Here is a 23,664-nt window from a genome sequence, read left to right as displayed (position 1 = left end):
TGTTTTAATGAATAAGTGTAGGAACGGCGAGTCGGAACACGGGAATGTCGATGGTAAAGGCGATCCCTTGCTCATCGATCATTTCGTAATGACCCTGCATGGTGCCCAGCGGTGTTTCAATCACCGCACCGCTGGTGTACTGGTACTCTTCGCCAGGTTCGATGTGGGGCTGAACGCCAACCACGCCTTCGCCCTGAACTTCGGTTTCACGGCCATGACCATTGGTGATCAACCAATAACGCCCCAACAGCTGCACAGGCGCTCGCCCCAAATTGCGGATAGTCACGGTATAAGCAAAAACGTAACGTTCATCATCAGGTGAGGATTGCGCCTCAATGTAGACGCTTTGTACCTGAATGCACACTCGGGGCGAATTGATCATGTTTAACTCTCCTTCGATGGCGCGTTTTCTGACAGATAGTTAGCCATCCGGCAGTATTGCGCGACAGAGATATTTTCCGCTCGCATCGCCGGATCAACGCCCAGCTCTGTCAGTACTTCAACGCTAAACAGGTTGCCGAGACTATTACGTACCGTTTTGCGACGCTGATTAAACGCTTCAGTGGTAATACGGCTCAGCACACGAACATCTTTAACGGGGTACGGCATTGTCGCGTGAGGGACCAGACGCACCACGGCGGAATCGACTTTAGGCGCAGGCGTAAATGCGGATGGCGGCACTTCAAGTACCGGGATCACATTGCAGTAATACTGCGCCATGACGCTTAATCGACCATACGCTTTACTGTTTGGCCCTGCAACCAGACGGTTGACCACCTCTTTTTGCAACATGAAATGCATGTCGGCGATGGCATCAGTATAGGAAAAAAGATGGAACATGAGCGGCGTGGAGATGTTATACGGCAGGTTGCCGAATACGCGCAGCGGCTGACCCATCGTTTGTGCGAGTTCGCCGAAGTTCATGGTCATGGCATCTTGCTGATAAATCGTCAGCTTCGGCCCTAAAAACGGGTGTGTTTGCAGGCGGGCGGCGAGATCGCGGTCCAGCTCAATGACCGTGAGCTTGTCCAGGCGTTCGCCTACAGGTTCGGTCAACGCTGCCAGGCCCGGGCCGATTTCGACCATAGCCTGACCTTTCTGCGGGTTGATAGCAGAGACAATACTTTCGATCACAAACTGATCGTTGAGGAAGTTTTGCCCGAAACGTTTACGGGCTAAGTGGCCCTGATGGACTCGATTATTCATTGGTATTAACAATCATTTTGATGGCGAGATTAAGCGCCGTAATAAAACTGCCGACATCTGCTTGCCCACGACCCGCAAGTTCAAGCGCGGTGCCGTGATCGACGGATGTGCGAATAAAGGGCAGGCCCAGCGTGATATTCACACCGCGACCAAATCCCTGGTATTTTAGCACGGGGAGACCCTGATCGTGGTACATTGCCAGCACGGCATCCGCGTGGTCGAGATATTTGGGCTGAAACAGCGTATCTGCGGGCAGCGGGCCGTTTAATTTCATCCCCTGCGCACGCAGTTCATCAAGGACCGGAATGAGGGTGTCTATCTCTTCCGTTCCCATATGACCACCTTCACCGGCATGCGGGTTAAGACCGCACACCAGAATATGCGGATCGGTAATGCCAAACTTGGTGCGCAAATCATGATGCAAAATACCGATCACTTCTTTAAGCAGAGCAGGCGTAATGGCGTCGGCAACGGCTCTGAGCGGCAAATGAGTGGTTGCCAGGGCAACGCGCAGCGCTTCAGTCGCCAGCATCATGACGACTTTCTTCGCCTGTGAGCGCTCTTCAAAAAACTCGGTATGTCCGGTAAACGGGACGCCTGCGTCATTGATTACGCCCTTGTGCACCGGACCGGTAATCAGCGCCGCAAACTCACCTTGCAGACAACCATCGCAGGCGCGAGCCAGCGTATCCACCACATATTGTCCGTTCTCTACCGCCAACTGACCCGCGATAACAGGCGCCCGCAGCGCAATCGGCAACAGAGTCAACGTACCTGCTGATTGCGGTCTGGCTGGGGTATCTGGAGAGTATGGGAGGAGTGAAAGCGGTAAACCGAGCATTGCTGCCCGGTCACTGAGGAGTGCGGCATCCGCACAGACAACGAGTTCTACAGGCCACTCACGTTGGGCGAGCTGAACCACCAGGTCCGGGCCAATCCCGGCGGGTTCGCCGGGAGTGATCACAACGCGTTGAATACGAGTCATTAGTTGCTCAGAACTTTAACGTAGGCGCTGGCGCGCTGTTCCTGCATCCAGGTTGCCGCTTCTTCCGAGAATTTACGGTTCATCAGCATACGATAAGCTCTGTCTTTCTGCGCCGCGTCAGTTTTATCAACGTTACGCGTGTCCAGCAGCTCGATCAGATGCCACCCGAAAGAGGAGTGCACCGGGGTACTCATCTGGCCTTTGTGAAGTTTGGTCAGCGCATCGCGGAAAGCGGGATCGAAAATATCCGCTGCAGCCCAGCCCAGATCGCCGCCCTGGTTGGCAGAACCCGGATCCTGAGAAAATTCTTTAGCCGCTGCCGCGAAGGTTGTTTTACCGCTCTTAATATCAGCTGCGATTTGTTCCAGCTTCAGACGCGCCTGTTGATCGGTCATGATCGGCGATGGCTTGAGCAGAATATGGCGGGCATGAACTTCAGTCACGGAGATGCTCTGGCTTTGACCACGCATATCGTTAACTTTCAGGATGTGGAAGCCGACACCAGAACGAATTGGGCCGATGATATCGCCTTTTTTCGCGGTGCTTAGCGCCTGGGCAAAGATGCCCGGCAGCTCCTGAATACGTCCCCAACCCATCTGGCCGCCTTTCAGCGCCTGCTGGTCAGCGGAATAGGTGATAGCCAGTTTGCCGAAATCGCTACCGTTACGCGCTTCATCAACAACAGAGCGCGCCTGACTTTCAGCCGCGTTAACCTGGTCAGAAGTTGGGTTTTCCGGTAATGGGATCAGAATGTGGCTCAGGTTCAGCTCGGTGCTGGCATCGTTTTGGTTGCCGACCTGCTGCGCCAGGGCATCCACTTCCTGAGGCAGGATAGTAACGCGACGGCGAACTTCGTTGTTCCGCACTTCAGAGATGGTCATCTCTTTGCGGATCTGGCTACGATAGGTCGAATAGCTTAAGCCATCCTGTGCCAGACGGCTGCGCATCTGATCCAGCGTCATGTTGTTTTGCTTGGCGATGTTGGCAATTGCCTGATCCAGTTGCTCGTCAGAGATTTTAACACCCATCTTCTGACCCATCTGCAGGAGGATTTGATCCATGATCAAACGTTCCAGGATCTGATGACGCAGCGTGGCGTCGTCCGGTAATTGTTGACCAGCCTGACCCGCATTAAGTTTTACTGACTGCATTAAGCCATCGACGTCGCTTTCCAGAACGACGCCGTTATTGACGACGGCTGCGACTTTATCGACTACCTGTGGGGCAGCGAAACTGGTATTCGCGATCATGGCGATACCGAGAAGCAGCGTTTTCCAGTTCTTCATACTTTTTCCATTTCAATTAACCGCAAAGCGGATTACGTTGTAAATCAATCAGATCATAAAGAGCTTTGATACGGTAAAATGTTCGAACGTAACATTTGGTTGGTGCCGAGACCGTAGTTGGAACTCAGGCCGCGTAGTTCGATATTAAAGCCGATCGTGTTGTCATAAATCGCGTGCTGCTGTTTGTCATCCCAGCCGTTCAGCTTACGTTCGTAGCCGAAGCGAATGGCGTAACAGCAGGAGTTGTACTGCAGACCCAGCATGGAATCCGCTTCTTTGTTCACGTTGGTATCAAAGTAGTAAGCCCCGACAATCGACCAGCGGTCGGCGATCGGGAAGCTTGCTACCGCGCCCACCTGTGAAATCCCGTTTTCATATTGTGGTTTAGTCACATCACGGGAAGGCACTGCAGCCTGAATATACTCCGGGCTGGCATAACGGTAGTTCAATTGCAGCATACGGTTTTCGTCGCGACGGTATTCGATACTGCTGCTGCTGGTTGCAACGCTGTCCAGACGCGTGTCGTACTGGATCCCACTGCGTAAGCCCCAGCGATCGGAGATGCGCCAGTAGGTGTCGCCAGCCCATACCAGTGAGCCCGTTTTGTCGTCATTCTCCCATTTAATGTTGTCATCGCCAGTGCGAGACTCGGTGAAATAGTAGATTTGACCCACAGAAATATTAAAACGTTCAACTGCCGCGTCATCATAAACGCGAGATGTGACCCCGGTCGTGACCTGGTTGGCAGACGCGATGCGGTCCAGACCGCCATAGGTACGATCACGGAACAGGCCGCTGTAGTCAGATTGCAGCAGGGACGAGTCATAGTTATAGATATGACTTTGGTTGCGATACGGTACATACAGGTACTGCGCGCGCGGCTCAAGCGTTTGGGTATAGCCCGGCGCCAACATGTTCATATCGCGCTCGAAGATCATCTTGCCGTCAACTTTAAACTGCGGCATGACGCGGTTGGCGGAATCATCGAGCTTGTTAACGTTACTCGGGTTGTTGTTGTACCAATCCAGGTTAGTTTGCTGATAGTGCGTTGCCAGCAGCTTCGCTTCGGTATTGATACTTCCCCAGTTATTCGACAACGGCAGATTAATTGTTGGTTCAAGGTGAACACGCGTCGCTTCTGGCATGTAGTCCTTGGTATTAACGAAATGGACCGCCTGCCCATAAATCCGGGTATCAAACGGGCCCACATCATTCTGGTAGTAGTTGACGTCTAACTGTGGCTGAGCGGAATAACTACTTTTGTTCTGGTCATCAAGGACCTGGAACTGCTTGGTCGAAACCGTAGCGTCAAAGTTTTGTACCGCGTAGCCGACGCTGAATTTTTGCGTGGCGTAGCCGTCGGTACTGGAACCGTATTTATTATCAAAATCATTAAAGTAGCTGGTGTCGCTGACCTTGGTGTAGTCAACGTTGAAACGCCACACCTGATCCATTACACCGGCGTGTTGCCAGTAGAACAGCCAGCGACGTGAATTATCATCTTTCTTATGAGTGTCATCATCCTCGTACACTTTATCGGAATTCAGATAGTCGAACTCCATCAGACCTGCACCCGCCTGGGTGAGGTAGCGGAATTCGTTCTCCCACATGATACCGCCACGACGGTGCATATAATGCGGCGTGATGGTGGCGTCCATATTGGGCGCAATGTTCCAATAATACGGGAGATAGAACTCAAAATAGTTGTTGGTAGAGTATTTTGCGTTCGGGATCAGGAAACCAGAGCGACGCTTATCGCCGACGGGTAACTGTAAATAAGGACTGTAAAAGACCGGAACCGGACCCAGTTTAAAACGGGCGTTCCAGATCTCTGCGACCTGTTCTTCACGGTCGTGAATGACTTCGCTACCGACGACGCTCCAGGTATTGGAACCTGGCAGACAGGAGGTGAAGCTACCGTTTTCCAGAATGGTATAGCGGTTTTCCCCACGCTGCTTCATCAGATCGGCTTTTCCGCGCCCCTGACGGCCTACCATCTGATAATCACCTTCCCAGATGTTGGTATCTTTGGTATTCAGATTAGACCAGCCCTTCGGCCCCTTCAGAATAACCTGATTGTCATCATAATGGACATTGCCCAGCGCATCGACGGTACGAACTGGCTCCGGCTGGCCTTCTGCCTGCTTCTGATGAAGCTGCACTTCGTCGGCCTGCAGGCGGCTGTTACCCTGTGCGATGTCCACATTGCCGGTAAACACCGCGTCATCCGGGTAATTCCCTTTCGCGTTGTCAGCAGTGATGGTGACGGGTAATTCATTAGTCTCGCCCTGTACCAGAGGACGGTCATAGCTTGGCACGCCCAGCATACACTGTGAGGCGAGATCGGCTGCCAGACCCTGATGGCTATAGAGGGCGCTGGCAATCATGGTGGCCAGAAGAGTGGGAATACGTTTTTTCATACGTTGTATTTATTGTTCCATCATCAGTAGCGTCGCGCGTGACAAACGGTCACAGCCTAACTTATCTCATCTTCACTTCGCTAGTATTAATCCTGCCCATTTTATCCCGCCACCTTTCAAGCTGCATCTTCGTTCCAGATGAATTGGTCACTGCGTTGCCGCCTTGTTGCAACTCGAAATCCAACGGGTATAGCGTTTGTGGTGTTAGGCACGGCATAGAATGACAGGTATGATAATGCAAATTATAGGCGATGTCCCACAATTGACCGCAGCCGTAAATCGGTAAAAGCACCTTATATTGTGGGACATATCCTGGCTGAGAGCAGAAAGATTTGGGGAGTCTATGCAGTATTGGGGAAAGATAATTGGTGTCGCCGTGGCCTTAATGATGGGCGGCGGCTTCTGGGGTGTGGTTCTGGGCCTGTTAGTTGGCCACATGTTCGACAAAGCCCGCATGCGCAAAATGGCGTGGTTTGCCAACCAGCGCGAACGCCAGGCGCTGTTTTTTGCCACCACTTTTGAGGTGATGGGGCATCTGACCAAATCCAAAGGTCGCGTCACGGAAGCCGATATCCATATCGCCAGTCAATTGATGGATCGAATGAATTTGCACGGCGACTCGCGTACCGCCGCGCAACATGCCTTCCGGGTGGGAAAATCGGACAATTACCCATTACGTGAAAAAATGCGTCAGTTTCGCAGCGTCTGTTTTGGTCGCTTCGATCTGATCCGCATGTTTCTGGAGATTCAGATCCAGGCGGCTTTTGCCGATGGGTCGTTGCATCCGAACGAGCGTGAAGTGCTGTATGTGATTGCTGAAGAGTTGGGGATCTCACGTACCCAGTTTGATCAGTTTCTGCGCATGATGCAGGGCGGCGCTCAGTTCGGCGGCGGATATCAGCAGCAGTCCGGCGGCGGTGGCTGGCAGCAGACGCAACGCGGTCCGACGCTGGAAGACGCCTGCAATGTGCTGGGTGTGAAAGCGACCGATGATGCGACCACCATTAAGCGCGCATACCGTAAGCTGATGAGCGAGCACCATCCGGACAAACTGGTGGCGAAAGGCCTGCCGCCAGAAATGATGGAAATGGCGAAGCAAAAAGCGCAGGAAATTCAAAAAGCTTACGAGCTAATTAAAGAACAGAAAGGTTTTAAATAATCGTTATGCCGGGTGGCAGCTAGCGCCTTATCCGGCCTACGTTAATGACTGTAGGCCGGGCAAGCGAAGCACCCGGCCTAAATGGGGCCTGCGTTTAAAAATCTGCCGGAACTTTAAACGTCATACTGTTGCCGTATTCGGGATGCGTGATAGTTAACATCTCTGCGTGCAGCAGCAGGCGCGGCGCTAACGCCAGGGCCTGTGGCGGGGCGTAGAAGCGGTCGCCCAGGATCGGATGCCCTAATGCCAGCATATGCACACGCAACTGGTGGGAGCGTCCGGTAATGGGTTTGAGCACGACCCGGGCGGTGTTATCTTCCGCGAACTCCACCACTTCATACTCGGTCTGCGCCGATTTTCCGGTCTCATAACACACTTTCTGCTTTGGCCGATTCGGCCAGTCGCAAATCAGCGGTAAATCAACCAGCCCCTCGGCCGGAGCGGGATGTCCCCAGACGCGTGCGACATACTGTTTCTTCGGCTCGCGTTCGCGAAACTGGCGCTTTAGCTCGCGCTCTGCCGCTTTAGTTAGCGCCACTACAATCACGCCGCTGGTTGCCATATCCAGACGATGTACGGATTCAGCTTGCGGGTAATCGCGCTGAATACGCGTCATCACGCTGTCTTTGTGTTCATCCAGACGACCCGGCACGGACAACAAGCCGCTCGGCTTGTTGACCACCATAATGTGCTCATCCTGATACAGGATAACCAGCCAGGGTTCCTGCGGCGGATTATAGTTTTCCATCCCCATGCCAGGCTCCGTTACTGATGCGTCACGACGATCAGGCGCAGGGCATCCAGACGCCATCCCGCCTGATCCAGGCTTTCCATCACCTGCTGACGATTGCTTTCAATGGCGCTGAGTTCGTCATCACGGATGTTCGGGTTAACGGCACGCAGCGCTTCCAGACGGGAGAGTTCAGCCGTCAGCTTCTCGTCCGCCTCTTTGCGCGCCGCGTCGATCAGCGCGCGGGCCGATTTTTCTACCTGCGCTTCACCGAGTTGCAGAATGGCATGCACATCCTGCTGTACGGCGTTGACCAGTTTACTGCCGGTATGGCGGTTAACGGCGCTGAGCTGACGGTTAAAGGTTTCGAATTCAACCTGCGCGGCAAGGTTGTTGCCGTTTTTGTCCAGCAGCATGCGTACCGGAGTTGGCGGCAGGAAGCGGTTTAACTGCAGCTGTTTTGGCGCTTGCGCTTCAACGACGTAGACCAGTTCAACCAGCAGAGTACCGACTGGTAATGCTTTGTTTTTCAGCAAAGAAATGGTGCTGCTTCCGGTGTCGCCGGAGAGGATCAGATCCAGACCATTACGGATCAGCGGATGCTCCCAGGTAATAAACTGCGCGTCTTCACGCGACAGGGCAACATCACGCTCAAACGTAATGGTACAGCCATCTTCCGGCAGCCCAGGGAAATCCGGCACCAGCATATGATCGGACGGTGTCAGCACGATCAAATTGTCGCCACGGTCATCCTGATTAATACCAACGATATCAAACAGGTTCATGGCGAAGGCGATCAGGCTGGTATCGTCGTCCTGTTCTTCAATACTCTCAGCCAGCGCCAGCGCTTTTTCGCCGCCGTTAGAGTGGATCTCCAGCAGGCGATCGCGACCTTGCTCCAGCTGCGCTTTCAGCGCGTCATGCTGTTCGCGACAGGTTTTGATCAGATCGTCAAAGCCATCGGTGTTTTCTGGCTCAGCCAGGTAGCCGATCAGATTGTTATATACCGTGTCATAGATGGTACGTCCGGTCGGGCAAGTGTGTTCGAACGCATCCAGACCTTCGTGGTACCAACGCACCAGCACGGATTGCGCGGTTTTTTCCAGGTATGGAACGTGGATCTGGATATCATGCACCTGACCAATACGGTCCAGACGGCCAATACGCTGTTCCAGCAGGTCCGGATTGAACGGCAGATCAAACATCACCAGATGGCTGGCGAACTGGAAGTTACGCCCTTCGGAGCCGATTTCAGAGCACAGCATCACCTGGGCGCCGCTATCTTCTTCGCTAAACCAGGCCGCAGCGCGGTCACGTTCAATGATCGACATCCCTTCATGGAACACGGCGGCGCGGATACCTTCGCGCTCGCGCAGAACCTGCTCCAGCTGAAGCGCAGTGGTGGCTTTCGCGCAGATGACCAGAACTTTTTGCGAGCGGTGGCTGGTCAGGTAGCCCATCAGCCATTCCACGCGCGGGTCAAAGTTCCACCAGGTGCCGGTGTCGCCTTCGAATTCCTGATAAATCTGCTCCGGGTAGAGCATGTCGCGCGCGCGGTCTTCCGCGCTCTTACGCGCGCCCATAATGCCGGAGACTTTAATGGCCGTCTGGTATTGGGTTGGCAACGGCAATTTGATGGTATGCAGCTCGCGTTTAGGGAAGCCTTTCACACCGTTACGGGTATTTCGGAACAGCACGCGGCTGGTGCCGTGGCGGTCCATCAGCATCGAAACCAGCTCCTGACGCGCGCTCTGGGCGTCTTCGCTGTCGCTGTTTGCCGCCTGCAATAACGGCTCAATGTCCTGTTCGCCAATCATGTCACCTAACATGTTCAGCTCATTGTTACTCAGCTTGTTGCAAGCCAGTAACATGGCGACGGCGTCGGCGACCGGACGGTAATTTTTCTGTTCTTCAACAAACTGGGCGAAATCGTGGAAGCGGCTTGGATCCAGTAGACGCAGGCGCGCAAAGTGGCTTTCCAGGCCCAGCTGTTCCGGCGTTGCGGTCAGCAGCAGGATGCCTGGTACGCGCTCTGCCAGCTGTTCAACGGCCATATATTCACGGCTGGGCGCGTCTTCGCTCCACACCAGGTGATGGGCTTCATCGACAATCAGCAGATCCCATTCGGCATCACACAGGTGCTCCAGACGCTGTTTACTGCGACGGGCAAAGTCCAGCGAACAGATAACCAACTGTTCGGTTTCAAACGGGTTGTAGGCATCGTGCTGCGCTTCTGCATAACGCTCATCATCAAACAGCGCAAAGCGCAGGTTGAAACGACGCAGCATTTCGACCAGCCACTGGTGCTGTAACGTCTCCGGGACGATGATCAGCACGCGCTCCGCGGCGCCTGACAGCAGTTGTTGATGCAGGATCATCCCTGCTTCAATGGTTTTACCTAAACCCACTTCGTCTGCCAGCAACACGCGAGGGGCATGACGACGGCCGACATCATGGGCAATGTTGAGCTGGTGGGGGATCAGGCTGGTACGTTGACCACGCAAACCACTCCACGGCATACGGTACTGCTCGCTCTGAAATTTACGTGCGCGATAGCGCAGCGCAAAGCGGTCCATACGGTCAATCTGGCCGGCAAACAGGCGATCCTGGGGTTTACTGAAAACCAGTTTGCTGTCGAGCAGCACTTCACGCAGCGTTACACCGGTTTCTTCGGTATCAAGGCGGGTTCCGATATAGGCAAGCAGGCCGTTTTCTTCTTTTACTTCATCGACATGCAGTTGCCAGCCTTCATGGCTCGTTATCGTGTCGCCAGGATTGAACATCACGCGGGTCACGGGGGAATCACTGCGCGCATACAGACGGTTTTCACCCGTCGATGAGAAAAGTAAAGTGACGGTTCGCGCATCCATGGCGACAACAGTACCAAGTCCCAATTCGCTTTCTGTATCGCTGATCCAGCGTTGACCAAGTGTAAAAGGCATATATGTTCGGCTCTATATCTTTAATTGCAGGCAATACTCGTCATTTTCCGGGCTAGTCCCCGTTATTGAGAGCATATGACCCCGCTACCAGGCTAATAAATCAGTGGTAGGGGTGTTAAATGGGTCCAGGAATGGAAAGGGCGCTATGGTACTGGATGGCGGCGGTTTCGTCACGCGTCAAAATAACCCCAGTTGTCCTGTGAGTAGTGTAGCAAAATTATCGTCAATAAAGGGAAGAATTCCCTCGGCAACCGGCTGGATCTGGCGGGTCAGATAATGCTCGTAATCAAGTGCAGATAGCTGATAATCAACAGGTTCAGGTCCATTTATCGTCCAGACATATTTAATCGTGCCACGATTCTGATACTGCTGCGGACGCCCCAGTTTGACGTTCTGCTCATCGGCGAGCCGCGCGGCGCGAACGTGCGGCGGAACATTCCGCTGGTATTCGCTCAACGGGCGGCGCAGGCGTTTGCGGTACACCAGGTGTTCATCCAGTTCACCCGCCATCAGACGATCGATAGTCTCGCGAACAAACTCTTGATAGGGCTCGTTACGAAAAATTCGCAGGTACAGCTCCTGCTGAAACTGCTGGGCCAGCGGCGTCCAGTCGGTGCGTACCGTTTCCAGACCTTTAAATACCATGCGTTGCTCAGCACCTGACTGAATCATTCCGGCGTAGCGTTTTTTGCTGCCGGTATCTGCACCGCGAATGGTCGGCATCAGAAAGCGACAAAAGTGGGTTTCAAATTCCAGCTCCAGCGCGCTGGTCAGGTTTTGCTGCTTCAGCGATTGCGCCCACCAGTTGTTGACATAGCTCACCAGCTCCCGACCAATTCGGGCCGCATCGTCTTCCGAGTGCGCCTTTTTAAGCCAGACAAAGGTGGAGTCGGTGTCGCCATAGATGACGTCGTAACCCTGAGCCTCAATCAGCGCTTTGGTCTGACGCATGATCGCGTGACCGCGCATGGTGATAGACGAAGCCAGCCTCGGGTCGAAAAAGCGGCAGGCGGTGGTGCCAAGCACGCCGTAAAACGCGTTCATGATGATTTTCAGCGCCTGTGAGAGCGGCTTATTGCCGCGGCGTTTGGCTTCATCACGCCCATGCCAGATCTGGGTAACGATTTCCGGCAGACAGTGCTTTTCGCGTGAGAACCAGGCGTCAAGGAACCCCTCGGTATTGTGTTCCCGATCCGGCTGTGCCATCCCTTCGATAAGTCCCACTGGATCGATCAAAAAAGTACGAATAATTGACGGGTACAGGCTTTTGTAATCCAGCACCAGCACAGAGTCGTACAAACCTGGGCGCGAGTCCATCACGTAGCCACCGGGGCTGGCGTGCGCGGGAACTTCCCCCAGATTCGGTGCCACATAGCCCGCCCGGTGCATTCGCGGTAGGTAGAGATGGCCGAAGGCGGCAACGGAACCGCCATGCCGGTCGACCGGCAGGCCGTTTACCGTCGATCGTTCCAGCAAAAATGGCATGATCTCGGTTTTATGAAAAATACGCGTGACCAGCTCACTGTCTTTGAGATTGTAGGTGGCGAGCGCGGGCTTATCCTGGGCAAACCGGCGATCTATTTCGTCCATCCTGTCCCAGGGATTATCTATCGACTTCCCTTCGCCCAGCAGCTCCTGTGACACCGTTTCCAGCGAAAAGGATGAGAAATTCCAGAATGCGGATTTAAGCGCCTCAATGCCGTCGATAATCAGGCGACCTTTAGCCTGCGCGAAGAATACGCCGTTTTTGAAGCCATGTTCGCGCCACTCCAGCTCGCTATTGTCACGGCCAAAACGCAGGGGAATGCGGTAACGTTCAGCATGCTTTTGCAGGACGCGTAAATCGAATTGGACGACGTTCCAGCCGATTACCACATCAGGATCGTGACGGGCAATCCAGTCGTTGAGCTTTTCCAGTAACTGCGGGCGGCTTGCGACGTATTCAAGTTCAAAATCCAGCGCTGAGGCATCGCCGTTTGCCGGACCGAGCATGTAGACAATACGATGCCCACAGCCTTCAAGGCCGATACAGTAGAGTTCGCCGTGGCGCGTGGTTTCGATATCCAGCGAGACCCATTTCAGCGGCGGTCGATAGTCAGGGTTCGGCTTCAACCGGGCATTAACCAGCGTACCGTTATGTCTGTCGCCTTCAACCCAAACAGGCGAGGTGATAAAACGCTCCATCAGATACCGTTCCGGCGGACGCACGTCGGCCTCGTAGACGGTAATTGCGTTTTCACGCAGCAGCTTTTCCAGCCGCATGAGCTGGCGATGTGAGCGGCAATACAGGCCGGAAACGGGCTGGCGGTGGAAGTCTTGCAATTGCAGCGGCGTCAGACGATAGCCGTTTTCATTGCGTAATAATGACGCTACACGGGGAACCTGACTGACAGGAATAAACGCGACCGACTCCTGAGGCGCGAGCGTGACCTGTAGCGGCCCGTCGTCTGTAGCCAGCCAGAATGTGACCTCAGTTCCCTGCGGGGTGTCCCGCCAGTGCCGGGTTAAAATAAAGCCTGCCTGCGCCACGCTGCTTACCCATTAAAAAACCAGGCATTATTATAGCCTGGTTTACACGATTGTACTGTTATTTTGTACAGTTAAAAATGAGAGCTGCGGGAAGTTATTGTGACAGTAACAGTAAAATGCCCTCCGCAGTAAAAGTGTTACAGGATAGGCTTTGATATTTAATAAATGAATGCCTTAATTGAAAAACTCTTCCTTTAATTATTTTATTGGCCTGTCATGGCTATTTGTATCTATTATTCTTTTGTAATTATATTTGTTTCATAAATTGGAAGTCCGTTTCAGGATTTTTATGTCATTTTCGGAATCGTGCTCGTACGATTTTGTTACTTATCCCTCGGTTCAGGAAAAATGGTTCTTTTTTTTATTTGTTTTTATTCATGGTTAGTGTAACTATTTTAATCAAACACTCGGGTTACCAGATTGAATATAATATATTTTTATGGCTTGCTATTGTCTGGATAAAAACGGATTTTCGGTTCGATTTCGTCGGGAATATCTCTCTGTATAATTTGCTTTTTATCGCTGAATATAATTTTATTCATCTGATAGCTCGGGTGTTTTATATCAATAGCTTGGGTGCGTAGTGTTATGGAGGCCTATTATGGATATTTATACTCAGGCGTTACAGGTAGGATATGATCACTATTTATTTGTTAATACTCAGTTATCTAACCCTACAATTAAGTCAGTAAGTCAATATATTGAGTATAGAACGTGGTCAGGTCAAATTTGGCGTACTGAGGTTATTGAACGTGGGAATGCTTTCTTTCACTGGCAAGGGCATGACAGAATAAATGGTCATCGTGATACGGTGATTAATTATCTGTTGAATGGACAGCGCTGGCAGTCAACGATTACAGATTACATTTTCTTTCATTCACTGGATGGTGAAGAGGCGCAGGGACATTATGACAACGTGATTAAATACGTTTGTGCTAATAACTGTGTGTATCGAAGTGCGTTTGCGGAATATATAAAGGAATAACCAGAGAGCGCGTCACCGAGATTCCGGGCGCGCTCAGATTGTTTTCACTGGCCGTAGTAGGCTTTTGCGCCGTGTTTACGTAGGTAATGTTTATCTAACAGGGTTTGCTGCATATCCGGCAATTGCGGCGCGAGCTGGCGACAGAAGATCCCCATGTAGGCGACTTCTTCCAGCACGATGGCGTTGTGTACCGCATCTTCGGCGTTTTTTCCCCACGCAAACGGACCGTGAGAGTGCACCAGCACGCCAGGCATCTGCGAAGCGTCAATGCCTTGTTTCTCAAAGGTTTCAACGATCACGTTACCGGTTTCCCACTCATATTCGCCGTTGATTTCTTCCTCGGTCATTTTCCGTGTGCAGGGAATCGATCCGTAGAAATAGTCCGCATGAGTGGTACCCGTGGCTGGAATCGACTGGCCCGCCTGCGCCCAGATGGTCGCATGACGCGAATGGGTATGAACAATGCCGCCAATGGTCGGGAATGCCTGATACAGCAGACGGTGCGTTGGGGTATCAGAGGAGGGTTTCTTCGCACCTTCTACAACCTCACCGGTGGCGATACTGACTACGACCATATCTTCTGCGGTCATAACGCTGTAATCGACCCCGGAAGGTTTTATCACAAACACGCCGCGCTCGCGATCGACGGCACTCACGTTCCCCCAGGTCAAGGTAACCAGGTGGTGCTTAGGCAACGCCAGATTGGCTTCCAGCACCTGACGTTTGAGATCTTCTAACATGTTGATTCCTCTGTGCCGGATGGCGGGCAAGCGCAGAGCCATCCGGCAACAACATAATTAACGTTTAAAACCGTAATAGACGTCGTTCCAGCGCAGCGCGTCCTTAAAGGCCGGCAGGCGGGTATCGTTGTCGATCACGGCGATCTCGATATCGTGCATTTCAGCGAACTGGCGCATATCGTTCAGATCCAGCGCGTGGCTGAAGACGGTGTGGTGCGCGCCACCGGCCAGGATCCAGGCTTCAGATGCGGTCGGCAGATCAGGCTGGGCTTTCCACAATGCGTTAGCCACCGGCAGTTTCGGCAGGGAGTGCGGTGTTTGAACCGTGTCGATGCAGTTAACCAGCAGACGATAGCGATCGCCAAGATCGATCAGGCTGGCAACGACTGCCGGGCCAGTTTTGGTGTTGAAGATCAAACGAGCGGGATCGTCTTTACCACCAATGCCGAGATGCTGAACATCGAGGATCGGTTTATCTTCCACCGCGATGGACGGGCACACTTCCAGCATGTGCGAGCCGAGCACCAGATCGTTGCCTTTCTCGAAGTGGTAGGTGTAATCCTCCATAAATGAGGTGCCGCCCTGCAGACCGGTTGACATCACCTTCATGATGCGAAGCAGAGCGGCGGTTTTCCAGTCGCCTTCGCCCGCAAAGCCGTAGCCTTGCTGCATCAGACGCTGTACGGCCAGACCCGGGAGCTGTTTCAGGCCGTGTAAATCTTCAAATGTCGTGGTAAAGGCGTGGAATCCGCCCTGTTCCAGGAAGCGCTTCATCCCCAGTTCAATACGGGCCGCTTCCAGTACGTTCTGACGTTTCTCACCGTGGACTTGCGTTGCCGCCGTCATGGTGTAGGTGCTTTCATACTCATCGATTAGCGCGTTGATTTCGCCGTCGCTAATGGAGTTTACTACCTGCACCAGATCGCCTACGGCCCAGGTATTTACCGAGAAGCCGAATTTGATCTGCGCAGCGACTTTATCGCCATCGGTGACCGCGACTTCACGCATGTTGTCGCCAAAACGGCAGACTTTCAGATGGCGGGTATCCTGTTTGGACACGGCCTGGCGCATCCAGGAGCCAATGCGTTCGTGCGCTTGTTTGTCCTGCCAGTGACCGGTGACCACGGCGTGCTGCTGACGCATACGTGCGCCGATGAAGCCGAATTCACGGCCGCCGTGCGCGGTCTGGTTCAGGTTCATAAAGTCCATATCAATGCTGTCCCACGGCAGGGCGGCGTTGAACTGGGTATGGAATTGCATCAGCGGCTTGTTGAGGATAGTCAGACCGTTAATCCACATTTTGGCCGGAGAGAAAGTGTGCAGCCAGACCACCAGACCTGCGCAGCGATCATCGTAGTTAGCGTCACGACAAATAGCGGTAATCTCGTCAGGTGAAGTACCCAGCGGTTTTAAAACCAGTTTGCAGGGCAGTTTAGCTTCAGTATTCAGCGCGTTAACGACGTGCTCGGCATGTTGGGTTACCTGACGCAGGGTTTCAGGGCCATACAGATGCTGGCTACCAATCACAAACCACACTTCATAGTTATCAAAAATCGTCATTGTCGTGTCCTTAATGTGTCAGGGTTGCCTGGTCTACCGGGGTTTGTTGCGCCGGAGCGGCAGTCGGAAGGTATTGTTGTTCAGCGCTAACCGCCCACTGCTGGTAGCGGCGGTAAAGCTGTTCAAAACGTTGAGCCTGCTCTGGTCGAGGTTGCAGCGTGTTTTCCACGGCGCTTGCCATCTGTTGCTGAGCGGCTGGGATATCGGTGTGTACTTTCGCGGCAACGGCGGCAAAGATAGCTGCACCGAGTGCGCAGCACTGGTCTGAAGCGACAATCTGTAGCGGACGGTTGAGCACGTCACAGCAGGCCTGCATGATGACCGGATTTTTACGGGCGATGCCGCCTAGCGCCATTACGTTGTTAACCGCAATGCCTTGTTCGGTGAAGCATTCCATGATGGCGCGTGCACCAAAGGCGGTGGCGGCAATCAGACCGCCGAACAGCGCTGGCGCGTCGGTTGCCAGATTCAGATCGGTAATCACTCCTTTCAGACGCTGGTTGGCATTGGGCGTACGGCGACCGTTGAACCAGTCGAGCACCACCGGCAGGTGATCCAGCGACGGATTTCTCGCCCAGGCTTCGGTTAGCGCTGGTAGCAGCTGTTTTTGGCTGGCTTTAATCTGGGTCTTCAGCTCCGGGTGTTGCGTGGCAAGCTGCTCCAGCGGCCAGCTCAGCACACGGCTAAACCAGGCATAGATATCGCCGAACGCGGACTGGCCTGCCTCGAGGCCAATAAAATGCGGCACCACGCTGCCATCAACCTGGCCGCAAATGCCTTTCACTGCGCGCTCGCCGACGCTGTGTTTGTCAGCAATCAGAATGTCGCAGGTCGACGTGCCAATGACTTTCACCAGCGTATTGGGCTGTGCGCCCGCGCCGACCGCGCCCATATGGCAGTCAAAAGCGCCGCCTGCAATCACCACGCTTTCCGGTAGTCCCAGACGCTGCGCCCACTCGGCGCACAGGGTGCCAACCGGCAGGTCGGCTGTGAAGGTATCGGTAAACATCGGGTATTGCAGATGGCGGTTGAGGATGGGGTCGAGTTCGTCAAAGAAACTGGCTGGCGGTAGACCACCCCAGCTTTCATGCCACAGGGATTTATGCCCGGCGCTGCAGCGACCGCGACGAATATCCTGTGGACGTACGGTATTAGAGAGCAGGGCCGGAACCCAATCGCACAGTTCAATCCACGAAACCGCGGCCTCGGCAACCGCGTGGTCCTGACGGGTCACATGCAGGATTTTGGCCCAGAACCATTCGCTGGAATAAATACCGCCGATATAGCGGGAGTAATCGATCTTGCCCGGTGTGTGGCACAGACGGGTAATTTCTTCAGCTTCTTCTACTGAGGTGTGATCTTTCCACAGGACAAACATTGCATTTGGGTTTTCAGCGAACTCCGGACGCAACGCCAGTACGTTGCCGTCGGCATCGATGGGGGCCGGGGTTGAACCGGTGCTGTCAACGCCAATCCCGACCACTTCCGCACGCTGTTTAACGCTCAGTTCGGCCAGCACGGTTTTCAGCGCCGCTTCCATTGATTCAATGTAGTCGCGTGGATGATGGCGAAACTGGTTGTTTGGACCATCGCAATACTGTCCTTCCTGCCAACGTGGGTACCACTCTACGCTGGTGGCGATTTCTTCACCGGTGGCACATTCCACTGCCAAAGCGCGTACTGAATCACTGCCAAAATCGAGGCCAATTGCAATCGCCATCGTCTTACTCCATCCAAAAATACGGGTATGGATAAACAGTAGTTAGTAGGGATAAAAACCGTCAGGCAGGATTCGCTAATCTTATGGACTAAAATGCTGTGGCATCACAAAGTGTGACGCCGTGCAAATAATCAATGTGGACATTTCTGCCGTAGTTATAGACACTTTTGTTAGCCGATTTTAACGTTGGCGCAGTACATATTTTTTACAAAGTGCTTTTCACAAGCGGGGTTGATGGTCCATTACCGCAAACACAGCGGCCCGCAGGGGCGACGGCAATGATGTCTGGCGTAATATGGACAAATTGTTTCTTAGCAGAACATAGGGAGTATTGAAATTATGGCTGAAACGCAAAACGATCCCCTGCTGCCAGGCTATTCGTTTAATGCGCATTTGGTGGCCGGATTAACCCCCATCGAGGCGAACGGATACCTGGATTTTTTTATCGACAGGCCGCTGGGTATGAAGGGCTATATCCTCAATCTCACTATCCGTGGCGAAGGGGTTATCAATAATCAGGGCAAACAATTTGTCTGTCGGCCTGGCGATATTTTGCTGTTTCCGCCCGGAGAAATTCACCACTACGGACGCCATCCTGATGCCAGCGAGTGGTATCACCAGTGGGTTTACTTTCGCCCACGCGCCTACTGGCAGGAGTGGCTGACCTGGCCGGCCATTTTTGCCCAGACTGGATTCTTTCGTCCGGATGAAGCACATCAGCCGCATTTTAACGAACTGTTTGGGCAGATAATCAACGCCGGGCAGGGAGAAGGTCGCTATTCCGAACTGCTGGCGATTAATTTACTGGAGCAGTTATTGCTCCGACGTATGGAAGCCATTAATGAATCGCTGCATCCCCCCATGGACAACCGCGTGCGCGACGCCTGCCAGTACATCAGCGATCACCTGGCGGACAGTAATTTTGATATTGCCAGCGTCGCACAGCACGTCTGCCTGTCGCCTTCCCGTTTGTCGCATCTGTTCCGTCAGCAGTTGGGTATCAGCGTATTAAGCTGGCGCGAGGATCAGCGTATCAGCCAGGCCAAGCTATTGCTGAGTACCACTCGTATGCCCATTGCTACGGTGGGGCGCAATGTTGGCTTTGACGATCAGCTCTATTTTTCTCGCGTTTTCAAAAAATGTACCGGCGCCAGTCCGAGCGAGTTTCGCGCCGGATGTGAATAAAAAGTGAATGATGTGTCCTGAAAGTTGTCATAACTCGCAATCTATTCAGACAATTGATGGCTTGACGAAGTTGAGACGGGTTATCAAAATCCCTGCTTCGTAAATCTGACGGACACATTATGCAAGCATTGCTGGAACACTTTATTCTTCAGTCCGCCCTGTACTCCCTGATCGCCGTACTGCTGGTGGCCTTTCTGGAGTCGCTGGCGCTGGTTGGTCTGATTCTGCCCGGTACCGTGATGATGGCGGGGCTGGGGGCGCTGATTGGCAGTGGCGAACTGAACTTCTGGCATGCCTGGCTTGCGGGCATCATTGGTTGCCTGTTGGGGGACTGGATCTCTTTCTGGTTGGGCTGGCGCTTTAAAAAGCCGCTGCACCGTTGGTCGTTCATGAAAAAGAACAAGGCGTTGCTGGATAAAACCGAGCACGCGCTGCATCAGCACAGCATGTTTACCATTCTGGTGGGGCGTTTTGTGGGACCGACGCGTCCGCTGGTGCCAATGGTGGCGGGCATGCTGGATCTGCCTGTCGCTAAATTTATCGTCCCGAATATTATTGGTTGCATACTGTGGCCGCCGTTCTACTTCCTGCCGGGGATCCTGGCGGGGGCGGCAATTGATATTCCTTCTGAGATGCAGAGCGGGGATTTCAAATGGTTGCTGCTGGCGACGGCGCTGTTGCTATGGGTAGGGGGCTGGTTTTGCTGGCGACTGTGGCGTAGCGGCAAAGCGGCAGTCGATCGCTTAACCGCGTATTTCCCCCGCAGCCGTTTACTGTATCTGGCGCCGTTGACGCTTGGGATCGGCGTGGTTGCGCTGGTGGCGTTACTGCGCCATCCGCTGATGCCGGTGTATATTGATATTCTGCGTAAAGTCGTGGGTTTCTGACGATTCTTTTGCCGGATGGCGCTGACGCTTATCCGGCCTGGGAAATCAATCACTCGGCTTTGATGCCCAAGAGCGTCGAGGCGCTGGCCTGACCGCTTAATAACTCATCCGTTTTGCCCTGCCAGGCGATGCGCCCGTCGGCGACCACAATCGAACGGGACGCAATTCGCGCCGCATCTTCTACGCTGTGGGACACCATCAGCAAGGTAAGCTGTTTATCGCGACAGACTTCAGCAACCAGCGTTAACATCTCCTGGCGCAGGGCGGGATCGAGCGCAGAGAACGGTTCATCAAGCAGCAAAATGGGTTGTTCCCGCACCAGGCAACGCGCCAGCGCTACGCGCTGTCGCTGACCGCCGGAAAGCTCACCGGGGAGGCGCTCCAGCAGTGAGTCGATCCCCATTTGCTGGGCGATGTGATGCATTTTCTCCCGCTGCGATGCGTTCAGCTTCAATCCCGGGTTAAGGCCCAGGCCGATGTTTTGTTGCACGCTCAGGTGGCTGAACAGGTTATTTTCCTGAAACAGCATCGAAACGGGGCGACGTGAGGGAGGCGTGGCGGTGTGATCTTCACCTTCAATCAACATGGTACCGCTGGCTGGCGTGAGAAAGCCGGCGATCAGATTCAGCAGCGTACTTTTCCCGGCGCCGCTGGGCCCGAGGATCGCAACCTGCTCACCGCGCGCGATCGACAGCGTAAAGCGCATCGGCAAATGGTGATAAAGCCATGTGATATCAATCAGTTTTAACATTTCGACCCGGCAATTTCTCAATAACGGTAAACAGCGTAAAGCACAGGATCAGCAGCAATAACGCCGTAACTGCGCCATCCTGACTGCGATAAGAGCCTATCTGCTGATATAAATAAAACGGCAGGGTGCGGAAATCCTCATTACCAAATAGCGCGACCACGCCAAAATCGCCAATCGACAGCACGCAGGCAAAAGCCATCGCCTGCGCCAGCGGGCGCTTCAGGGCACGCAGTTCAACCACTTTCAGGCGCGACCATCCCTTAATTCCCAACGACTGGCACAACATACTGTAGCGGGTGGTGACGTCCCGCATTGGGTTTTCCAGCACCTTCAGCGCGTAAGGGATCGCCATCAGCGCATTGGTAAAAATGACAATCCCGTCGGCTGATTCGGGGAGTCCAATGGTGTTATTGAGCAGCAGAAAGAAGCCGGTTGCCAGCACGATGCCCGGCATGGCGAGGATCATCATGCCGCTAAGTTCCAGCATCTGACCTGCCAGCACCTGCTGTCGGGCACGCAGTTCACGACTGCTCCATAACAGCATCATGGTGAGAACTACGCACAACGCACCTGCCGCCAGCGCAATGCGCAGCGAGGTTCCCAGTGCGTGCCACAGTACAGGTTGCTTAAGAACATCCAGCATATGGCGGTTAATACCATCGACAATTACCGCCAGCAGCGGCGGCAGCAGTAGCAGCAGGGCCAGAATAATCAGCAGTGCGTCTGCCAGGCGGCTGTGCAGACGATCGTCGGGATCGCGCCAGCCCTGAACCAACGTGGTACCGGGGGCAATGGCGCGGCTCAGACGTTGGCTGAAGAGCACCAGCGCTAAACAACAAACCATCTGGATCAACGCCAGCATGGCGGCGCGGGCGGGATCGTAATCAAAGTTCAGCGCCTGATAAATCGCCAGCTCGATGGTAGTGGCCTGCGGTCCGCCGCCCAGCGACAAAACGGTGGCGAAGCTGGCGAAACACAGCATAAAGATGAGCGCCGCGACGGGAAGGATTTGCCGACGCAGCCACGGCCATTCAACAAAGCGGAAGAAATGCCAGCCGCGCAGACCCAACTGAGCGGCTAACTGTCGCTGTTCGCCGGGAATATTCTCCAGCGACTGCAACAGCAGACGACTGGCCATCGGCAGATTGAAAAAGACGTGCGCCAGCAGAATGCCCTGCAGACCGTACGGCGAAAACGTCCATTCCAGCCCGAATGTATGCCAGATCGAGGCCAACCAGCCCTGACGACCGTACACGCTAAGAATACCGAAGACCGCGACCAGCACTGGCAGGATTAACGTCATCGCGCACAGGCGCAGCAGCGCCAGTCGTCCTGGAAAACGGCGGCGATAGAGCGCTCTGGCAAGGAAAATCGCCGGGATGACCGACAGCACTGCGGATAAAAAAGCCTGCCAGAAAGAAAAGCGCACCACGTGCCACAGGTAGTCGTCTTGCCACAGTGAGAGCCACTCCCCCCGTGGGGCGTTAAACCACAGCGCCAGAAACGCGGCCAGGGCAACGGCCACCATCAGCGTGGCGGCGGTAAGCCCTGGAACCAGCCAGCCGGGAATTAACGGCTGACGGCGCGTTGCCATTCGCTAATCCATGCCTGGCGTTGAGCCGCAACCTGCTGCGGCGTAAATTCCAGCGCGGTGGCTGGCTTATTCAGTTGCTCGAATCCAGACGGCAGGGCGACCTGGGTTACCGGATACATCCAGTTACCGGTCGGAATCGCGTTCTGGAAGGCCGGAGACACCATAAACTTGAGGAATTTCTCGGCCAGTTCCGGCTGTTTGCTGGCCGCAGTACGGGCGGCGACTTCTACCTGCAAATAGTGGCCTTCGCTAAAGTTGGCTGCGGCGTAGTTGTCTTTTTTCTCGGCGATGATGTGATAGGCCGGAGAGGTGGTGTAGCTGAGTACCAGGTCGCTTTCGCCCTTCAGGAACAGGCCGTAGGCTTCACTCCAGCCCTTGGTGACCGTGACGGTTTTTGCCGAAAGCGCGCGCCAGGCCTCCGGCGCCTTATCGCCATAGACTTTTTGCATCCATAGCAGCAGGCCCAGCCCCGGCGTGCTGGTACGCGGGTCCTGATAAATGACGCGCCATTTTTGATCGCTCTCTACCAGTTCTTTCAGGCTTTTGGGCGGATTCTTCAGCTTGTTCTTATCATAAACGAAGGCGAAATAGCCGTAATCAAACGGAACGAAGGTATCGTTTTTCCAGCCGCCGGGCACGTTTACGGCTTCACTTGCTACACCGCTTTTGGCAAACAGTTTAGTTTGGGTGGCGGCTTCCAGAAGGTTGTTATCGAGGCCCAGTACGACGTCAGCTTTACTGTTTTTTCCTTCCATGCGCAGGCGGTTAAGCAGCGAGACGCCATCTTCCAGCGCGACCAGTTTCAGTTCACAGTTGCAGTCAGCTTCAAAGGCTTTTTTTATTGTCGGGCCCGGGCCCCAGTCAGCTGCGAACGAGTCGTAGGTATAAACGGTCAGTACAGGTTTGGCGAAAGCAGGCGCTGCGCACAGCAGTAAAAGCGGAAGACATTTTTTAAACACTTTGCACCTCATAAAGTTGGGTGGCA

At 53.9% G+C, this 23,664-nt stretch carries 18 protein-coding genes; 4 read left to right on the top strand and 14 right to left on the bottom strand.

The genetic code is table 11. The features are described from left to right. Positions 1-4 precede the first annotated feature (4 nt). Genes apaG through lptD form a run of 5 tightly spaced genes read right to left on the bottom strand, consistent with a single transcriptional unit; the run spans position 5 to position 5,897 of the window. Positions 5-382 (bottom strand): Co2+/Mg2+ efflux protein ApaG, encoded by a 378-nt coding sequence (apaG, locus tag HV352_RS19700; RefSeq protein ID WP_003018867.1) that lies wholly within the window; start codon positions 380-382, stop codon positions 5-7. Positions 383-384: 2 nt separating this feature from the next. Continuing rightward, positions 385-1,206 carry a 16S rRNA (adenine(1518)-N(6)/adenine(1519)-N(6))-dimethyltransferase RsmA gene (gene rsmA / locus HV352_RS19695; RefSeq protein WP_003018865.1) on the bottom strand — a complete coding sequence of 274 codons (822 nt, stop codon included), beginning with the start codon at positions 1,204-1,206 and terminating at the stop codon, positions 385-387. After that, complete coding sequence (gene pdxA, locus HV352_RS19690; RefSeq protein ID WP_049269142.1) at positions 1,199-2,191, bottom strand: 4-hydroxythreonine-4-phosphate dehydrogenase PdxA; 993 nt, start codon at positions 2,189-2,191, stop codon at positions 1,199-1,201. Before pdxA ends, rsmA begins: the two co-directional genes overlap by 8 nt. Further along, on the bottom strand, positions 2,191-3,477 hold the full coding sequence (surA, locus tag HV352_RS19685) for a peptidylprolyl isomerase SurA (protein WP_016155672.1): 1,287 nt from the start codon (positions 3,475-3,477) through the stop codon (positions 2,191-2,193). Before surA ends, pdxA begins: the two co-directional genes overlap by 1 nt. A 53-nt stretch (positions 3,478-3,530) precedes the next feature. Then, positions 3,531-5,897, bottom strand: coding sequence for an LPS assembly protein LptD (gene lptD, locus HV352_RS19680; protein ID WP_181635006.1), 2,367 nt, complete (start codon positions 5,895-5,897; stop codon positions 3,531-3,533). Positions 5,898-6,240: 343 nt separating this feature from the next. Here lptD and djlA point away from each other — a divergent pair, with 343 nt between their 5' ends. Continuing rightward, positions 6,241-7,056 (top strand): co-chaperone DjlA, encoded by an 816-nt coding sequence (gene djlA / locus HV352_RS19675; protein WP_046276044.1) that lies wholly within the window; start codon positions 6,241-6,243, stop codon positions 7,054-7,056. A gap of 94 nt (positions 7,057-7,150) precedes the next feature. Here djlA and rluA read toward each other — a convergent pair whose 3' ends face one another. From rluA to polB, 3 genes are all read right to left on the bottom strand, one after another. After that, positions 7,151-7,810 carry a bifunctional tRNA pseudouridine(32) synthase/23S rRNA pseudouridine(746) synthase RluA gene (gene rluA, locus HV352_RS19670; RefSeq protein ID WP_016151668.1) on the bottom strand — a complete coding sequence of 220 codons (660 nt, stop codon included), beginning with the start codon at positions 7,808-7,810 and terminating at the stop codon, positions 7,151-7,153. A gap of 11 nt (positions 7,811-7,821) precedes the next feature. Continuing rightward, entirely contained in the window at positions 7,822-10,728 is a 2,907-nt protein-coding gene (gene rapA / locus HV352_RS19665) for an RNA polymerase-associated protein RapA (RefSeq protein ID WP_181635005.1), read from the bottom strand. Positions 10,729-10,905: 177 nt separating this feature from the next. Then, positions 10,906-13,257 carry a DNA polymerase II gene (gene polB / locus HV352_RS19660; protein WP_181635004.1) on the bottom strand — a complete coding sequence of 784 codons (2,352 nt, stop codon included), beginning with the start codon at positions 13,255-13,257 and terminating at the stop codon, positions 10,906-10,908. A gap of 601 nt (positions 13,258-13,858) precedes the next feature. Here polB and HV352_RS19655 point away from each other — a divergent pair. Beyond that, positions 13,859-14,242, top strand: coding sequence for a DUF4751 family protein (locus HV352_RS19655; RefSeq protein WP_016155677.1), 384 nt, complete (start codon positions 13,859-13,861; stop codon positions 14,240-14,242). 44 nt (positions 14,243-14,286) lie between these two features. On the opposite strand, the gene araD is transcribed toward HV352_RS19655, so the two are convergent. From araD to araB, 3 genes are read right to left on the bottom strand one after another with little or no spacing between them, the layout of a single operon-like run. Beyond that, entirely contained in the window at positions 14,287-14,982 is a 696-nt protein-coding gene (gene araD, locus HV352_RS19650) for an L-ribulose-5-phosphate 4-epimerase (protein WP_047498360.1), read from the bottom strand. A gap of 57 nt (positions 14,983-15,039) precedes the next feature. Continuing rightward, positions 15,040-16,542, bottom strand: coding sequence for an L-arabinose isomerase (araA, locus tag HV352_RS19645; protein ID WP_016155678.1), 1,503 nt, complete (start codon positions 16,540-16,542; stop codon positions 15,040-15,042). A 10-nt stretch (positions 16,543-16,552) separates the two neighbouring features. Further along, entirely contained in the window at positions 16,553-18,262 is a 1,710-nt protein-coding gene (gene araB / locus HV352_RS19640) for a ribulokinase (RefSeq protein WP_049281576.1), read from the bottom strand. 339 nt (positions 18,263-18,601) lie between these two features. Between araB and araC the strand changes: the two genes are divergently transcribed. Both araC and HV352_RS19630 read left to right on the top strand, forming a co-directional pair. After that, positions 18,602-19,447, top strand: a complete 846-nt coding sequence (araC, locus tag HV352_RS19635; protein ID WP_003018834.1) for an arabinose operon transcriptional regulator AraC — start codon at positions 18,602-18,604, stop codon at positions 19,445-19,447. Positions 19,448-19,566: 119 nt separating this feature from the next. Next, a complete protein-coding gene (locus HV352_RS19630; protein ID WP_016155679.1) occupies positions 19,567-20,334 on the top strand; it encodes a DedA family protein in 768 nt (255 codons plus the stop codon). 49 nt (positions 20,335-20,383) lie between these two features. Here the strand turns inward: HV352_RS19630 and thiQ are convergent, their stop codons facing one another. The 3 genes from thiQ to thiB are packed head-to-tail and all read right to left on the bottom strand — an operon-like array spanning position 20,384 to position 23,638. Beyond that, positions 20,384-21,085 carry a thiamine ABC transporter ATP-binding protein ThiQ gene (gene thiQ, locus HV352_RS19625; RefSeq protein ID WP_016151677.1) on the bottom strand — a complete coding sequence of 234 codons (702 nt, stop codon included), beginning with the start codon at positions 21,083-21,085 and terminating at the stop codon, positions 20,384-20,386. After that, positions 21,069-22,679 (bottom strand): thiamine/thiamine pyrophosphate ABC transporter permease ThiP, encoded by a 1,611-nt coding sequence (gene thiP / locus HV352_RS19620; protein WP_019078361.1) that lies wholly within the window; start codon positions 22,677-22,679, stop codon positions 21,069-21,071. Before thiP ends, thiQ begins: the two co-directional genes overlap by 17 nt. Further along, positions 22,655-23,638 (bottom strand): thiamine ABC transporter substrate binding subunit, encoded by a 984-nt coding sequence (gene thiB, locus HV352_RS19615; protein ID WP_016151679.1) that lies wholly within the window; start codon positions 23,636-23,638, stop codon positions 22,655-22,657. The genes thiP and thiB overlap by 25 nt, the downstream gene beginning before the upstream one ends. Positions 23,639-23,664: the final 26 nt, after the last annotated feature.

It is taken from the genome of Citrobacter sp. RHBSTW-01044 (genome assembly GCF_013781945.1).
In the GTDB taxonomy this organism is placed as follows: Bacteria; Pseudomonadota; Gammaproteobacteria; order Enterobacterales; family Enterobacteriaceae; genus Citrobacter; species Citrobacter braakii.
This window is presented reverse-complemented; position numbering and strand designations above follow the sequence as displayed.

What these genes read in the sequence shown, in the direction of transcription:
- rapA (WP_181635005.1), bottom strand. Translation starts at nt 10,728, where the DNA reads ATGCCTTTTACACTTGGTCAACGCTGGATCAGCGATACAGAAAGCGAA.
- araC (WP_003018834.1), top strand. Translation starts at nt 18,602, where the DNA reads ATGGCTGAAACGCAAAACGATCCCCTGCTGCCAGGCTATTCGTTTAAT.
- apaG (WP_003018867.1), bottom strand. Translation starts at nt 382, where the DNA reads ATGATCAATTCGCCCCGAGTGTGCATTCAGGTACAAAGCGTCTACATT.
- HV352_RS19655 (WP_016155677.1), top strand. Translation starts at nt 13,859, where the DNA reads ATGGATATTTATACTCAGGCGTTACAGGTAGGATATGATCACTATTTA.
- araB (WP_049281576.1), bottom strand. Translation starts at nt 18,262, where the DNA reads ATGGCGATTGCAATTGGCCTCGATTTTGGCAGTGATTCAGTACGCGCT.
- pdxA (WP_049269142.1), bottom strand. Translation starts at nt 2,191, where the DNA reads ATGACTCGTATTCAACGCGTTGTGATCACTCCCGGCGAACCCGCCGGG.
- araD (WP_047498360.1), bottom strand. Translation starts at nt 14,982, where the DNA reads ATGTTAGAAGATCTCAAACGTCAGGTGCTGGAAGCCAATCTGGCGTTG.
- rluA (WP_016151668.1), bottom strand. Translation starts at nt 7,810, where the DNA reads ATGGGGATGGAAAACTATAATCCGCCGCAGGAACCCTGGCTGGTTATC.
- araA (WP_016155678.1), bottom strand. Translation starts at nt 16,542, where the DNA reads ATGACGATTTTTGATAACTATGAAGTGTGGTTTGTGATTGGTAGCCAG.
- thiP (WP_019078361.1), bottom strand. Translation starts at nt 22,679, where the DNA reads ATGGCAACGCGCCGTCAGCCGTTAATTCCCGGCTGGCTGGTTCCAGGG.
- djlA (WP_046276044.1), top strand. Translation starts at nt 6,241, where the DNA reads ATGCAGTATTGGGGAAAGATAATTGGTGTCGCCGTGGCCTTAATGATG.
- HV352_RS19630 (WP_016155679.1), top strand. Translation starts at nt 19,567, where the DNA reads ATGCAAGCATTGCTGGAACACTTTATTCTTCAGTCCGCCCTGTACTCC.
- rsmA (WP_003018865.1), bottom strand. Translation starts at nt 1,206, where the DNA reads ATGAATAATCGAGTCCATCAGGGCCACTTAGCCCGTAAACGTTTCGGG.
- thiQ (WP_016151677.1), bottom strand. Translation starts at nt 21,085, where the DNA reads ATGTTAAAACTGATTGATATCACATGGCTTTATCACCATTTGCCGATG.
- surA (WP_016155672.1), bottom strand. Translation starts at nt 3,477, where the DNA reads ATGAAGAACTGGAAAACGCTGCTTCTCGGTATCGCCATGATCGCGAAT.
- lptD (WP_181635006.1), bottom strand. Translation starts at nt 5,897, where the DNA reads ATGAAAAAACGTATTCCCACTCTTCTGGCCACCATGATTGCCAGCGCC.